We start from the raw sequence: 14474 nt of genomic DNA, 5'->3' as shown, positions 1-14474 counted from the left end.
GCACAGTAATGTGTTGTCGAGTTGACTGGTACTAATAGGCCGAGGACTTGCCTACAAAGATGTTACGCATCCACTCTACGGTTCTGAAACACCACGCCAGGTGCGTGTGTTGTTTCGGAGTGTTTCGGTGGTTATAGCGTCAGGGAAACGCCCGGTCCCATTCCGAACCCGGAAGCTAAGCCTGACAGCGCCGATGGTACTGCAACCGAAGGGTTGTGGGAGAGTAGGACACCGCCGAACTTACCTTCCGTACGGCCCGTTAGGATAGCCAGTTGGCTGCCCTAGCGGGCCGTACGCGTATGTCCAGAACAAGATTTTTTCCACGGCAGGAGGCCAGGTGTCCGAGTTCGGTCGACGAGACTCAGCGGATGATGGGTCCGGCCGGTCGGCACGCCGGGACGAAGGCTCCCGGGGCCGGTCGGACGGACCCCGGAAGAGCCAGGGCGGCGCGCGGCAGGACCGCGGCGGCCGCGACGGCGGGTACCAGGGCCGGCCGCGCCGCGACGACCGCGGGGTGCGCGGCGGCGGCAAGCCGTTCCGCGGCGGCGACGGTCCGCGCGACCGTGACCAACGCGGAGGATACGCAGGTCAGAGCCGCAGCGGCGGCCGCAGCTTCACCGACCGCGACGACCGCAAGGGCGGGTACGGCAGCCGCGACAGCGGTGGCCGCTCCGGTGGCGGCCGCTTCTCCGACGGCCCGAGCCGCTCCGGCGGCGGCCGCTTCGAAGACCGGGGCCGCTCGGGTGGCCGGTTCGAGGACCGCGGCAACAGCCGGTCCGGAACCCGCGGCGACAACCCGAGCCGCAGCTTCGACGACCGCGGCGGCCGGCCGCAGGGCAAGTCGTCGTACGGCGACCGCAAGCCCCGCTGGGACAGCAGCCGCCGCGACGACGAACGCGGCAACCGTCCAGGCGGCTTCCGCTCGGACGACCGCGGCCGCGGCGGGTACGACCGCGACCGCCGGGACGACACGCGCGGCGGTGCCCGGACGGGTGGCTTCCGTTCGAACGACCGCCGCGATGACGACCGCGGTGGCCGCACGGGCGGCTTCCGCTCGAACGACCGCCGCGACGATTCGCGAGGCGGCTACCAGCGCCGCGACGACGACCGCGGGCCCCGGACGGGTGGTTTCCGTTCGGACGACCGGGACCGGCGCGAGGATTCCCGCGGCGGCTACCAGCGGGATGACCGTGGCGCCCGCACCGGTGGCTTCCGCTCCGACGGCCGCGGCGGCAGCGACCGTCGCGACGACCGGGGTGGCTACCAGCGCCGCGACGACCGGGCCGGCGGTTTCCGCTCGGACGACCGCGGCCGCAGCAGTAGCGACCGCCGCGACGACTCGCGGGGCGGCTACCAGCGGCGCGACGACGACCGCGGCGCGCGGACCGGCGGTTTCCGCTCCGACGACCGCGGCCGCGGCGGCAGCGACCGCCGAGACGATTCACGCGGTGACCGGGGCAGCTACCAGCGCCGTGACGATGACCGCCGCGAGGATTCGCGTGGTGAGCGCGGCAGCTACCAGCGGCGGGATGACGACCGCCGCGAGGATTCGCGCGGTGACCGGGGCAGCTACCAGCGCCGCGATGATGACCGCCGGGACGATTCGCGTGGTGAGCGCGGCAGCTACCAGCGCCGTGACGATGACCGTCGCGAAGGCGGTGACCGCGGCAGCAGCTACCAGCGCCGGGATGACTCGCGTTCCGACAGCCGGGAAAACCGCGGCGAGCGCTCCGGTGGCGGCTTCCGCGACTCCGGCAAGCGCGACAACCGCGACAACCGCAGCCAGGGCGACCGCAAGGACCGCCCCCGCCGGGACCCGCGGCCGAAGTTCGGCGCCGCGCTCGACGACGAAGCCCTCGCCAAGGAGCTTCTCGAAGCGCCCGAACTCCCCGAGGACATCGAGTTCTCCGACCTCGACGAGGAAGTCCGCCGCGAGCTGCGGACGCTGCCGAAGGGCCTGGCCGAGACCGTCGGAAAGCACCTCGTTGCCGCCGGTGGGCTGATCGACAGCGATCCCGAGGCCGCGCTCGAGCACGCCAAGTACGCGAAGGCGAAGGCCTCGCGCGTCCCGATCGTGCGCGAGGCCCTCGGCCTGGTCGCCTACCACGCCGGCAACTGGTCCGAAGCCCTCTCCGAACTGCGGGCCGTCCGGCGGATGACGCGCAGCGACGAGCACATCGCCATCATCGCCGACGCCGAGCGCGCCCTCGGGCGGCCGGAGCGCGCTCTCGACCTGGCGAAGGAAACCGACACCGCGAAGCTGAACAAGGCCACCCAGGTCGAGCTCGCGATCGTCGCGGCCGGGGCGCGGCGGGACCTCGGGCAGCTCGACGCCGCCGTCGTCTCGCTGCAGGGTGACGACCTCAAGGCCGAGAAGCGCGACCCGTGGAGCGCTCGCCTCTTCTACGCCTACGCCGACAACCTCGAGGCCGCCGGGCGCAAGGACGAGGCCATCCGGTGGTTCCTCAACGCCGCCGAGGCCGACGCCGAAGACGAGACCGACGCCGCCGAGCGCGCCGCCGACCTGTCGAACGAAGACAAGAACGCGGACAAGAACGACGACAAGAACGAAGTCACCGAGGCGAAGGACACCGAAGCGACCGATGAGTGACGCTCTCCTCGCGGCCTACGACGCGGTCCTCTTCGACCTCGACGGCACCGTCTACCACGGCACCCGGGTGATCCCGGGCGCCCCGGAGACGGTGCGGGCCGCGCGGGAGCACGGCACCCCCGTCCGCTTCGTCACGAACAACGCCTCGAAGGCCCCCGACGAGGTCGTCGCCCACCTCACCGGGCTCGGCATGCCCGCCGAGACCGATGAGGTGCACACCAGCGCCCAGGCCGGCGTGCAGCTGCTGGCCGAGCGGCTCCACCCGGGCGCGGAGGTCCTCGTCGTCGGGACCAGGGCGCTCGCGGACGAGGTCGCCCGCGCCGGGCTGAAGCCGGTGCGGAAGAACGCCGGCAGCGTCCAGGCCGTCGTGCAGGGGCACTCGCCTGACAACACCTGGGCCGCGCTGGCCGAGGCCTGCCTGGCCATCCGGGCGGGTGCGCTCTGGGTGGCCTGCAACGTCGACGCGACCCTGCCCAGCGAGCGCGGGCTGCTGCCCGGCAACGGCTCGATGGTCGCCGCGCTGCGCACCGCCACCGACGTCGTGCCGCTGGTCGCCGGGAAGCCGCAGCCACTCCTGTTCGAGACCGCCGCGCGGTCCGCCGGCGCGAACCGTCCCCTGGTGGTCGGGGACCGGCTCGACACCGACATCGCCGGTGCGGTCGCCGCGGGCATCGACTCGCTGGTCGTCCTGACGGGTGTCGCGACACCGCAGCAGCTGATCGAGGCCATCCCGGCCGAGCGGGGCACGTACCTCGCGCACGACCTCACGGCACTCACCGGCAACGCCGAGGACCTGCGGATCGGGCCGCGGCCGGGCTGGACGGTGACCGTCGAGAACCACACCTTGACCGCGGACGGCGACGGCGACGAGCTGGACCTGCTCCGGGCGCTGTGCCACACGGCCTGGGAGACCGGCGTCACCGAACTCGGCGAGCGCGCCGAAGCGGCACTGTCCTGACTGATACCGTTTGCACTGTGCAGGACCACCCTTACCCCGTCCCGGGCCCGCCGCCCGGTTCGTTCTCGGCGCAGACCGACCCACGGGCCGGCATCGACGAAGCCGTCGCCGGGCTGGACGACCTGGACGCGCTGCCGCTCGCGGAGCACGTCGAGCGCTTCGACGCCGTGCACACCGAGCTGACGGTCGCCCTGTCCAGCATCGACAAGGTCTGATCGGCGTGCCCAAGCGGGCCCGCCTCGACGCGGAACTGGTCCGGCGCGGCCTCGCGCGCTCGCGCGAGCAGGCCTCGGCCCTGATCACCGGCGGCAAGGTCACCGTGCGCGGCATGGTCGCCTCCAAGCCGGCCACCGGCGTGGAATCCGACGCGCCCATCGTCGTCAAGGACGAAGACGACCCCGGCTGGGCCTCGCGCGGCGCGTACAAGCTCCTCGGCGCGCTGGCGGCGTTCACGGGCCTGAGCGTCGAGGGCAAGCGCTGCCTCGACGCCGGCGCGTCCACGGGTGGCTTCACGGACGTGCTCCTGCGCCACGGCGCCGCGACCGTGATCGCCGCGGACGTGGGTCGTGGCCTGCTCGACTGGCGGATCCGCACCGACGAACGTGTAGTGGTCATGGATCGCACGAACGTCCGCAACCTCACGCCCGACGACCTCGGCGGCCAGGTCGACCTGGTCGTCGGGGACCTGAGCTTCATCTCGCTCAAGCTCGTGCTGCCCGCGCTCGCGGCCTGCGCGCGCGAAGGCGCCGATCTGGTGCCGATGGTGAAGCCGCAGTTCGAGGTGGGCAAGGACCGCCTCGGCAGCGGCGGCGTGGTCCGCGACCCGGACCTGCGCGCCGAGTCGGTGCTCACCGTCATCGACGAGGCCGCGAAACTCGGGCTCGCGCTGCGCGGGGTGACCGCCAGCCCGCTGCCCGGGCCGTCCGGGAACGTCGAGTACTTCGTCCGGCTCACCAAAGAACACGTGGCCGGGTCCACTGTGGACGCGGTAGACAGGTCTGAGGCCGAGCGGCTCGTCCGGACCGCCGTCGAGGAAGGGCCCGCATGACCACCGAACGTGAAATTCTCCTGATGGTGCACCCCGATCGCGACGCGACGGGCGAAGCCGCGCGCGAGGTTTCGGCGCGCTTCGCCAAGGCCGGCATCCGGATCCGGGTGACCGAGCACGACGTCTGCGCGCTGATCAACCCCGAGCAGCACGGCGTCGGCGCGACCTGCACCGTCGTGGACGCGGACGACAACCCCGCCGACGGCGTCGAACTGGTCTTCGTGCTCGGCGGCGACGGCACGCTGCTGCGCGCGGCCGAGCTGGCCCGCCCCGCCGGGGTGCCGGTGCTCGGCGTGAACCTCGGGCGCGTCGGTTTCCTCGCCGAGGCCGACTCGGACGCACTGGCCGACACCGTCCAGCGCGTCGTCGACGGCGACTACCAGGTCGAAGAGCGGATGACCATCGACGTCACCGTCACCCACGACGGTGAAGAGGTCGCCCGCACCTGGGCGCTCAACGAGGCCAGCGTGGAGAAAAGCACCCGGGAACGGGTGCTGGACGCGCTGATCGAGGTCGACGGCCGTCCGGTGTCCGCCTTCGGCTGCGACGGTGTGCTGTGCGCCACACCGACCGGCTCGACCGCGTACGCCTTCTCGGCGGGTGGCCCGATCATCTGGCCGGACGTCCAGGCGCTGCTGGTGGTGCCGAGCAACGCGCACGCGATGTTCGCGCGGCCGCTGGTCGTCTCCCGCGACTCGGTGATCACCGTCGGCATCGACCCGGACGGCTCGTCCGCGGTGCTGACCTGCGACGGAACCCGGCCGATCGACCTGCAGCCGGGGGCGCGGGTGCGCGTGACCTGCGGCAAGACGCCGGTGCGCCTGGTCCGGCTGTGGGACGGCCCGTTCACCGACCGCCTGGTGCAGAAGTTCTCGTTGCCGGTGAAGAGCTGGCGGGAGCGGCACGCGCGCCCCTGCGAGTAGCCGTTCAGCGCTTCGATCGAACATATTGGCGACGCGCCGGGTGCCCGCGCGCGCAGAGTGTCGGTGGGGGCCGCTACCGTAGGCGGCGTGCTGGCCGAGATGCGCATCCAGGGCCTCGGAGTCATCGAGGACGCCCTGCTGGAACTGCACGCGGGCTTCACCGTCGTGACCGGTGAAACGGGTGCGGGCAAGACCATGGTCGTCACCGGGCTGCACCTGCTGTCCGGTGGCCGCGCCGAGGTGTCCAAGGTCCGGACGGGGATGCTCAAGGCGTTCGTCGAAGGACGGTTCACCTATTCCGGTGTCGAAGGCGCCGAGAGGATCGTCGCCGATTCGGGCGCGGACGTCGACGAGGACGGCAGTGTGATCGCGCTGCGCGCGGTCGCCGTCGACGGGCGGTCCCGCGCCCACCTCGGCGGCCGGTCCGTGCCGGTCGGGGTGCTCGCGGAGCTGTCCGAGCAGCTGATCGCCGTGCACGGGCAGAACGACCAGCTCCGGCTGCTGCGCCCGGCCGAGCAGCGCGCGGTGATCGACCGGTTCGCCGGCGACGCCGTGGCGAAGCCGCTGCGGGCGTACCAGGAGATCCGGTCGGAGTGGCTGGCGGTGATCGCGGAGCTGACCGAGCGGTCGACGCGCTCGCGGGAGATGGCCCAGCAGGCCGATCTGCTCAAGCACGGGCTGACCGAAATCGACGCCGTCGCGCCGGAACCGGGCGAGGACGACGAGCTCACCGCGCAGATCAAGCGGCTCGCGGCGGTCGACGAGCTGCGTGCGGCGGCGACCGAGGCGCACATCGCGGTGTCCGGCTCCCCGGACGGCGATCCGGACGGGCCGGGCGCACTGGGCCTGGTCGGGGAGGCGCTGCGGCGGCTGTCGACCTCCGAGGACTCGGTGCTGCGCGAGCTCGCGCCGCGGCTGGAGGAAGCGTCGGTGCTGCTCACCGACGTCGGGGCCGAGCTGGGCAACTACGTCGAGACGCTGGACGCCGACCCGGCGCTGCTGGAGAAGGTGCTGGCCCGCCAGGCCGACCTCAAGCGGCTCACGCGCAAGTACGCGGCGGACGTTGACGGCGTGCTGGCCTGGGCCGACGACGCCCGGCGCCGGCTGGAAACCATGGACACGTCGGAGGAGGCGCTCGCCGAGCTGGCGCTGCGGCGCGACCAGCTCGCGATCCAGCTGGCCGCGCACGCGGCCGAGGTGTCGGCCGCCCGCGAGACGGCGGCGGCCGAGCTGGCCGCGGAGATCACCCGCGAGCTGTCCGGGCTGGCGATGGGCCAGGCGGCGATCGAGGTGACGGTCGAGCAGCGCCCGGCCGAGCACGGCGACACGCACGCGCTGACGATCGACGGCCGCGCGGTGCACGCGGGCGCGGACGGCGTCGACGACGTCGAACTGCTGCTGCGCGCACACGACGGCGCACCGCCGCTGCCGGTGCACAAGGCCGCCTCCGGCGGTGAGCTGTCGCGGGTGATGCTGGCGATCGAGGTGGTCCTGGCGCACGCGGACACGGTCCAGACGCTGGTGTTCGACGAGGTCGACGCCGGGGTCGGCGGCCGCGCGGCGGTCGAGATCGGCCGGCGCCTGGCCCGGCTGGCGCGGACGCACCAGGTCCTGGTGGTGACGCACCTGCCGCAGGTGGCGGCGTTCGCGGACCAGCACCTGGTGGTGGACAAGGGCCACAGCGGCGGCGTCACCCGCAGCGGCGTGAAGAACCTGAGCCAGACCGAACGGGTCAGCGAGCTGGCCCGGATGCTCGCGGGCATGGACAACGAGACCGGCCGGGCGCACGCGGAGGAACTGCTGGCGACGGCGGAGAAGGACAAGACGGAGTTCGAGCCGAAGAAGAAGCGGGCCAAGAAGAAGTAGCCGCCGGCTCGGTGGAAGGGACGATCTCGAACTTCTATCCGATCGGTTTCCCCCCTTCCGACGTGCGGCTGACCGCTTATGGTGGTGGTGACCGGCCGAGCGGAGGGAGCCGCCCGTGATCCTGCCGCCGCCCGCCGATGTCGAAGCCCAGCTCGCCGCCGCGCGGCGGGAGAGCGACCTAGACCGCTACCTCGGCCTGCTCGCCGGCGAGGAGCTGTTCGTCCCGATCCGGCGGGTGGACGCCCGGAGCATCCTCGACGAGCGGGCGGAAACCTTCCCGAACGTCTACTTCGAGACCGGCGGCGACGAGTTCCTCCAGGTCTTCACCCGCGGCGCGCTGCCGGACTTCGGCCCCGACATCGTGGCGATGAGCGGCGCCCTCGACTGGGCGGTCGACGGTGTCGGGCGGCACGAGCGCGTGGTGTTCAACCGCGGCACCCGCGGCGAGTGGCGGCTGGCCGGGGCGACGCTGCAGCCGTGGCTCGACGCGCACCCGGACGAGGTCACGCCGCTGGAGGAGCAGGTCGAGCGGCTGATCACCGCGCCGTACGGGCACCTCGAGGGGCCCATCGCGCACGCGCTGGCCTGCGGCGCGCACCTGGCCGTGCTCAACGCGGCGCCCTGGAACATCCTCGACGGCCGCTACCACGACTACGTCGCCGAGGTGCGCAGCCTGCGGGACTGGTGGGGCGTGCCCGACCCGCCCGGCTGGCGCGCGACGATGACCGGCCTGATCGGTGACGGCTACGCGCTGACGCCCGGCAACCTGGTCCTCATGCTGCGCCTGCGGTTCGCCGCCGAGTACGGGCTGCCGGGCGCCGAGTTCGACCCGCTGACCTGGGCGCAGCTGGTGGACCGGTGGTGCACGGAGAACGACGCGGTGGACCAGGCCGAGGAGCTGCGCGACACGGTCCGCCGGGTGTCCCGGTACGAACGTCGGCTGCGGGCCGACGGCCTGGTCGACGCCGACGGCTGCGTGACGACGGCGTTGTCCTGGGACGTCGGCCGGGCGATCACCATCGCCCGCGGCGGGCTGGCGGCCGGCTACTGCGACGCGCTGAGCGCCGAGCTGATGGTGCTCGAAGCCGGTTCCCTCGCCCGCCGCTACCACCAGTCATGGGCCGACCTGTCGGCGGGGTACATCATGGGCCGGGTGCTGCACGCCGGCTCCGACGGGTTCGGCGAGTGGTACCCGGCGGCCGTGCGCGTCCACCACCAGCTCCTTCAGGACCCGGCCAGCCCCTGGCTGAACCTCGATTTCGGCTCGCTGTCGGAGGAGTCCGAGGCCTGACCCGCGCGGGGGAGGGCGACGGGGCTCACCACAACGAGTCACGGCGGCTACGGCGTGGCGTACCTCGTCCCACGAGCAAATTTGTCACCATCGGCCACATGAAGCTCACGGGTCTGCTCACGCGGAATCAAGAACCCCTGCCGGGGATCACCGGGGTCGCCCGGGTCGACCGCCGCACCCGGGAGCTGCTGCGCCGGATCAGTCCCGGCGACATCGTCGTGCTCGACCAGCTGGACCTCGACCGCGCGACGGCCGACGCCTTGGTCGAGGCCGAGGTCGCCGGCGTGGTCAACGCGTCGCCGTCGATCTCCGGCCGGTTCCCGAACATGGGCCCGGAGATCCTCGTCGCGGCCGGCATCCCGCTGGTCGACTCGGTCGGCGGCGAGCTGCTGCGCTCGATCAAGGACGGCACGAAGCTGCGGCTGCTCGACGGCGTCGTCTACATCGGCGAGCGGCAGGTCGCCTCGGGTATCGAGCAGACCGCCGACAGCGTCGCCGACCAGATGATCGAGGCCAAGGCCGGGATGTCGACGCAGCTGGAGGCGTTCTCGGCCAACACCATCGAGTTCCTGCGCCGCGAGCGCACCCTGATCCTCGACGGTGTCGGCGTCCCCGAGCTGAAGGTGCCGCTGCGCGACCGGCACGTGCTGGTCGTCGCGGGCGGCAACGGGCACGCCGAGGACCTCAAGAAGCTGAAGAAGTACATCGCCGAGCACCGCCCGGTGCTGATCGGGGTCGACGCCGGGGCCGACACCCTGCGCGTGCAGGGCTACCAGCCCCACGTCGTGGTCGGCGATCCCACCGGCATCGGCACCGCGACCCTGCGCGGCGGCGGCGAGGTCGTCGTGCCCGCCGCGCCGGACGGGCACGCGCCCGGCGTCGAGCGCATCCAGGACCTCGGCATCGGCGCGGTGACCTTCCCGGCGTCCGGCAACGCCGAAGACCTCGCGCTGCTGCTGGCCGACGCGCACGGCGCCAGCCTGGTCGTCACCGTCGGCTTCCAGGCCACGCTGCGGGAGTTCCTCGACCACGGCCGGTCCGGTTCGAACCCGTCGACGTTCCTGACCCGGCTGAAGCTCGGCACGAAGCTCGTCGACGGCAAGGCGGTCGCGACGCTGCACCGCAACCGGGTGTCGATCGGCGCGGTCGTGCTGCTCGTGCTCGCCGCGGTCGTGGTGGTGGCCGCGGCCCTGCTGGTGTCCGACGTGGGCTCGGTCTACCTGGACTGGCTCAAGCACACCTGGAATTCGTTCGCCGCCTGGGTCAAGGGATTGTTCACGTGATTTCGCTGCGGTACCACGTCGTTTCCATCGCCGCCTGTTTCCTCGCGCTGGCCGTCGGCGTCGTGCTCGGCTCCACCGCGCTGAACGGCACGCTGCTGTCCGGCCTGGCGGGGGAGAAGAAGGACCTCGGCAGCCAAGTCGCCGACCTCGAAGCACAACGCAACGCCCTCAACGCCCGGCTGGCCGACGCCGACGCCTTCGCCGGCTCGATGGGCCCGAAGGTCGTCGCCGGTGCGCTGGACAAGCGTTCGGTGGTGCTGGTGACCACCGAGGACGCGCGCCCGGCCGACCGCGACGCGCTCAAGCAGCTGATCGGCCAGGCCGGCGCTTCGGTGACCGGCGAGGTGCAGCTGACGGCGGCGTTCGCCAACCCCGAGAAGGCCGACCAGCTCCGCGACGTCGTCACGCGGCTGCAGCCGGCCGGTTCCAAGTTCCCGACGGCGGGCGACTCCGGCACGCTCGCCGGCGCGCTGCTCGGTTCGGTGCTGCTGCTGGACAAGACCACGGCGAAACCGCAGTCCTCGGGAGAGGAGCTGGCGGCGGCGCTGAGCGGCCTCACCGACGGCGGGTTCGTCAAGGCGGGCCAGGACGTCAAGCCCGCGCAGCTGGCCATCGTGCTCACCGGCGCCCAGGCGAGCGGCGACGGCGCGGGCGACCGGGCGGCGACGATCGCCCGGTTCGCGACGCAGCTCGACCGCAGCGGCGCGGGCACGGTCCTGGCCGGCGACGCGGGTTCCGCGGACGGCACCGGCGCGCTGGGCGTGGTACGGGCGGACACCTCGGCGACGTCCATCCTGTCCACAGTGGACAACGCGGACACGGCGGCGGGCCGGGTGAGCACCATCCTGGCGCTCAAGGAACAGCTCGACGGCGGCGCGGGCCGCTACGGCGTCGCGGGCAACGCGCAGGCACCCGCGCCGGGCGTCACCGCGCCTCCCGGCAACTGAGCAGTCTCCCGCGGCTGTCGTGAGTGGTAAGGCGGGTTCTAACCCGCCTTACCACTCACGAGGGCTCAGCGCAGCGGCGGGTCGAGCGGGAAGCAGGACACCCGCACCGGCCACGTGTCGCCGCCCGCGGGCAGGGGCATCTGCTTGAGCGCCGCCGCCGCGTCGGTGTCGTGCGCCTCGTCGGCGGCCGCGTGGAAGATGTCCGCCGCGATCGACTGGTCGAACACGCCGATCTGCTGGTGGGGCCAGGCTTCGGCACCGTGCAGCGCACCGGGGATCAGCTGGTCGACCACCTTCCGCAGCGTCACCCCGTTCGAGGCGCGGTACTTCCAGACGTCGACGCCGAGGTTCTTCCCGACCTCCGCCATCCGGCCCCACGCCGTGAGGTTGAAGTTGACGTAGTGCCACGACATCGTGCGCGACAGCTCCAGCGGCTGGCTGCCGTCGGCGGCGAACTGCACCGGGAAGCGCTTCTGCTCCGCGTCCAGCACGATCTTCTTCGCTTCGGCACGCTTGCCCAGGTACGCCGAGATCGCCGCGTTCTGCATGTCGAGGAACGTGCCGTGGTTGTTGGTGGCGGCCAGTTCCAGCTTGGCCTGCGGGCTGGTCTGCATCCAGCTCAGGTACTGGGACAGCCACGCCTTGATCCCCGACCGGTCCTTCCCGGTCCAGCCCGGTGCGCCGCCGTCGAGCAGCGCGAACGCGTCCATCAGCTGGCTGAACGACTGCGTCGAGTCGATGATTCCGGTGCCGCTGACGGTGTTCCGGCACGGCACGATCTGGCTGTAGGTCATGTTCGGGTTCATCCGGGTGGCCGGGTCGAGGAACCACGTCCGGATGTCCAGGGCCGCGCGCTTCGCGTACTTCGCGTCGCCGGTGTAGTACCAGGCCAGCGAGAGGTAGTACATCGCGTCCCAGGCCCACATCCGGTAGGTGTGGTCGGTGATCGCGTCGGCCTCCGGGTTGCGCTGGCCGTCCTTGCTGACGTACGGGCAGCCCTGCGGGTTTTCCGGCGTCTTCGGCTGGCTCGCCCACCAGTAGGGCGCCTGGCTCGTGTAGTCGTGCTTGTCGCCGCTCGGGGGCGCCGACGGCTTGTCCATGACCGACCACGGCCCGTCGGTGAGCGCGGTGTTCGCCTTGGCCAGCACCGCTTTCAGCGCGTCCTGCTGGGCCTTGGTCGCGTGGCCGCCGCGGATCGCCTGCCTGATCCCGGCGAGCTTGGCGCCGTCGGTGACCACCGTGTGCGGTGGGGACGCGGCCACCGCCGTCCCGCTCACCGGGACCACCACGCTCACCGACAACGCCAGTGCGCAAAGAACCCTTCGCACGTCGACCGCCTTCCGGGGACGGCAAAATCCCCACGTCGTCACCGGGCGGCGGTACGGCTGCAGGGATTCTGACCGGGCGGAGCGGCAGGTGTCAACGTGGCCAGGTGCGGCGCTTGGCCAGCGGCCGCGCGTACGACCCCGCGCGGCTCGTCGTCAACCCCAGCGCCACCAGGGACTCCGCGAGCCGGACCGCGGCCGCGACGCCGTCGATGACGGGAATGTCCAGCATCGTCGCGATCTTCCGGTCCAGCCCGGTCATCCCGGCGCAGCCGAGCACCAGCACCTCGGCCCCGGCGTCCCGCGCGCGGCGGCCCGCGGTGAGCAGCGCCGACTCGGTCCGGCGTTCGTCGGTCAGCTCCAGCACGCCGAGCCCGGCGCCGGTGACCGTGACGCAGTTCTGTGCGACCCCGGCGGCGTGCAGGCTGTCCTCGATCAACCCGCACGTCCGGTCCAAAGTGGTCACCACGCCGTAGCGGCGGCCGAGCAGGCAGGCCAGGTGCGCGGCGGCTTCGGTGATGTCGACGACCGGGACGTCCAGCAGCTCGCGCGCGCCCTCGCGGCCGTGCTCGCCGAACCCGGCGAGCACGACCGCGTCGAACGGTTCTTCCAGGCCCCGCAACAGATCGAGCACCGCCGCCGCGGACAGGAAGCTGTCGAGCCAGCCTTCGGCCGACTCCGGGCCCCAACGCGGGGTCCGGGCGAGGATCTCGGTGCCGGGGCTCGCGGCCGCGCGGGCCCCGGCTTCGATCTCCTTCGTCATCGCCTCGGTGGTGTTGCAGTTGGTGACGACGATCCTCATCGGTGTTTCCTCGACACCACGTAGTAGAGGGCCGCGGACGACGCCGTGCCGATGAACCACGAGTACGGCGCGGCCGGGGCGAAGAACGGCACCAGCGCGATGACGGCGGACAGCGCCGCGGTCGGGAAGAACGTCACCAGTGCGCGGGGGTTCACGCGCGGGTAGCTCCCGCCGTCGACGAAGAGCTGGGCGACGTCGACCTTGCCGCGCCGGATCAGGTAGTAGTCGACGATCATGATCCCGAACAGCGGGCCGAGGAACGCGCCGAGCCCGCCGAGGAAGTAGTTGACCACGGCCGGCGAGGAGTACAGCTTCCACGGCAGCACGCACAGGGCCGCGACCGCGCTGATCATCCCGCCGATGGTGAAGGTGATCCGCTTCGGCCAGATGTTCGCCAGGTCGTAGGCCGGGGAGACGAAGTTGGCGACGATGTTGACGCCCATGGTGGCGACGGCGAAGGTCAGCGCGCCGATGATCAGCACCGGCGTGCTGTGCACCTTGGCCAGCAGCTCGGCCGGGTCGGTGATGGCCTCGCCGAACACCTGCATGCTGCCCGCGGTGACGATCACCGACAGCAGGGCGAACGCCGTCGAGTTGATCGGCAGGCCCCAGAAGTTGCCGCGTTTCACCGTCTTCTGGTCCGGGGCGAACCGGGAGAAGTCGCAGAAGTTGAGCATCAGCGTGCCGTAGGTGGCCAGGATGAGCCCGGCCGCGCCGAACCACTGCCGGACCTGCTCCCCGGTGGACAGCTGCTTCGGGCTGCTGGTGAAGGAGATGTTCCAGTGGCCCGCGGCGAGGATCCAGACGGCGAGGGCGATCATCACGACCCAGATCGCCGGGCCGCACCAGTCCTGGAACTTGCGCACCGACTCCATGCCGCGGGTGAGGATCAGCGCCTGGACCGCCCACAGCGCGACGAAGCAGATCCAGCCGAGTGCGTGCAGGCCGAGGAAACCGTGCTCGGTCAGGGGTTTCAGGCCGGGGTCGATGGCGAGCACGAGCAGCGTGATGGCCACGCTGGCGAGGTAGGTCTGGATGCCGTACCAGAAGATCGCGATGATCGCGCGGATCAGCGCGGGCAGGTTGGCGCCGAACGTGCCGAAGCTGATCCGCGCGACGACCGGGAACGGGACGCCGGTGCGCTGGCCGATCCGGCCCATCAGGTTCATCCCGGCGTAGATGACGATGAACCCGAACAGCAGCGCGGTGAACACCTGCCAGGCCGACAGGCCGAGCACGAACAGGCCGGCGGCGAAGGTGTAGTTGCCGAGGTTGTGCACGTCGGACATCCACAGCGCGAAGATGTCGTAGACCTTCCACCGGCGTTCCTTCGCGGGGGCGAGGTCTTCGTTCCAGAGCCGGGGATCCGGCGGCGGAGTCGTCTCTTGCGAAGATTCGGTGAGCGGGGCTGCGGTCATGC

The 14474-nt window shown here is 71.9% G+C and carries 12 protein-coding genes and 1 rRNA gene; 10 read left to right on the top strand and 3 right to left on the bottom strand.

Annotated elements, in window-relative coordinates; genetic code table 11:
- Positions 1 to 123: 123 nt before the first annotated feature.
- The 10 genes from rrf (at position 124) to ACWEGE_RS06960 (ending at position 10927) form a co-directional block, all read left to right on the top strand.
- A 5S ribosomal RNA gene (gene rrf / locus ACWEGE_RS07005) occupies positions 124 to 240 on the top strand.
- A gap of 97 nt (positions 241 to 337) precedes the next feature.
- A complete protein-coding gene (locus ACWEGE_RS07000; RefSeq protein WP_449659498.1) occupies positions 338 to 2611 on the top strand; it encodes a hypothetical protein in 2274 nt (757 codons plus the stop codon).
- Positions 2604 to 3569 carry an HAD-IIA family hydrolase gene (locus ACWEGE_RS06995; protein WP_449659497.1) on the top strand — a complete coding sequence of 322 codons (966 nt, stop codon included), beginning with the start codon at positions 2604 to 2606 and terminating at the stop codon, positions 3567 to 3569. The genes ACWEGE_RS07000 and ACWEGE_RS06995 overlap by 8 nt, the downstream gene beginning before the upstream one ends.
- A 17-nt stretch (positions 3570 to 3586) precedes the next feature.
- Complete coding sequence (locus ACWEGE_RS06990; RefSeq protein ID WP_176177793.1) at positions 3587 to 3784, top strand: hypothetical protein; 198 nt, start codon at positions 3587 to 3589, stop codon at positions 3782 to 3784.
- A 5-nt stretch (positions 3785 to 3789) separates the two neighbouring features.
- Positions 3790 to 4617, top strand: coding sequence for a TlyA family RNA methyltransferase (locus tag ACWEGE_RS06985; protein ID WP_449659496.1), 828 nt, complete (start codon positions 3790 to 3792; stop codon positions 4615 to 4617).
- Positions 4614 to 5540 (top strand): NAD kinase, encoded by a 927-nt coding sequence (locus tag ACWEGE_RS06980; protein WP_449659495.1) that lies wholly within the window; start codon positions 4614 to 4616, stop codon positions 5538 to 5540. Before ACWEGE_RS06985 ends, ACWEGE_RS06980 begins: the two co-directional genes overlap by 4 nt.
- An 87-nt stretch (positions 5541 to 5627) precedes the next feature.
- On the top strand, positions 5628 to 7406 hold the full coding sequence (recN, locus tag ACWEGE_RS06975; protein ID WP_449659494.1) for a DNA repair protein RecN: 1779 nt from the start codon (positions 5628 to 5630) through the stop codon (positions 7404 to 7406).
- Between the two features lie 115 nt (positions 7407 to 7521).
- Entirely contained in the window at positions 7522 to 8697 is a 1176-nt protein-coding gene (locus ACWEGE_RS06970; protein ID WP_449659493.1) for a DUF1266 domain-containing protein, read from the top strand.
- Positions 8698 to 8795: 98 nt separating this feature from the next.
- Positions 8796 to 9980, top strand: coding sequence for a putative cytokinetic ring protein SteA (gene steA / locus ACWEGE_RS06965; protein WP_449659492.1), 1185 nt, complete (start codon positions 8796 to 8798; stop codon positions 9978 to 9980).
- Positions 9977 to 10927 (top strand): copper transporter, encoded by a 951-nt coding sequence (locus tag ACWEGE_RS06960; RefSeq protein ID WP_449659491.1) that lies wholly within the window; start codon positions 9977 to 9979, stop codon positions 10925 to 10927. Before steA ends, ACWEGE_RS06960 begins: the two co-directional genes overlap by 4 nt.
- Positions 10928 to 10992: 65 nt before the next feature.
- Here the strand turns inward: ACWEGE_RS06960 and ACWEGE_RS06955 are convergent, their stop codons facing one another.
- The 3 genes from ACWEGE_RS06955 to ACWEGE_RS06945 all read right to left on the bottom strand — a co-directional run bounded on the left by ACWEGE_RS06955 (position 10993) and on the right by ACWEGE_RS06945 (position 14472).
- Complete coding sequence (locus tag ACWEGE_RS06955) at positions 10993 to 12255, bottom strand: alginate lyase family protein (protein WP_449659490.1); 1263 nt, start codon at positions 12253 to 12255, stop codon at positions 10993 to 10995.
- Between the two features lie 91 nt (positions 12256 to 12346).
- Entirely contained in the window at positions 12347 to 13054 is a 708-nt protein-coding gene (locus ACWEGE_RS06950) for an aspartate/glutamate racemase family protein (RefSeq protein WP_449659489.1), read from the bottom strand.
- Positions 13051 to 14472 (bottom strand): NCS1 family nucleobase:cation symporter-1, encoded by a 1422-nt coding sequence (locus ACWEGE_RS06945; protein ID WP_449659488.1) that lies wholly within the window; start codon positions 14470 to 14472, stop codon positions 13051 to 13053. The genes ACWEGE_RS06950 and ACWEGE_RS06945 overlap by 4 nt, the downstream gene beginning before the upstream one ends.
- Between the last annotated feature and the right edge of the window lie 2 nt (positions 14473 to 14474).

Source organism: Amycolatopsis sp. NPDC004747 (assembly GCF_053601335.1).
The sequence above is the reverse complement of the archived record's forward strand: the minus strand, read 5'-3'. Positions and strand labels throughout refer to the sequence as shown.

Coding starts and splice junctions, on each gene's coding strand:
- ACWEGE_RS06980 (WP_449659495.1), top strand. CDS start 4,614: ATGACCACCGAACGTGAAATTCTCCTGATGGTGCACCCCGATCGCGAC.
- ACWEGE_RS06950 (WP_449659489.1), bottom strand. CDS start 13,054: ATGAGGATCGTCGTCACCAACTGCAACACCACCGAGGCGATGACGAAG.
- ACWEGE_RS06995 (WP_449659497.1), top strand. CDS start 2,604: ATGAGTGACGCTCTCCTCGCGGCCTACGACGCGGTCCTCTTCGACCTC.
- ACWEGE_RS06945 (WP_449659488.1), bottom strand. CDS start 14,472: ATGACCGCAGCCCCGCTCACCGAATCTTCGCAAGAGACGACTCCGCCG.
- steA (WP_449659492.1), top strand. CDS start 8,796: ATGAAGCTCACGGGTCTGCTCACGCGGAATCAAGAACCCCTGCCGGGG.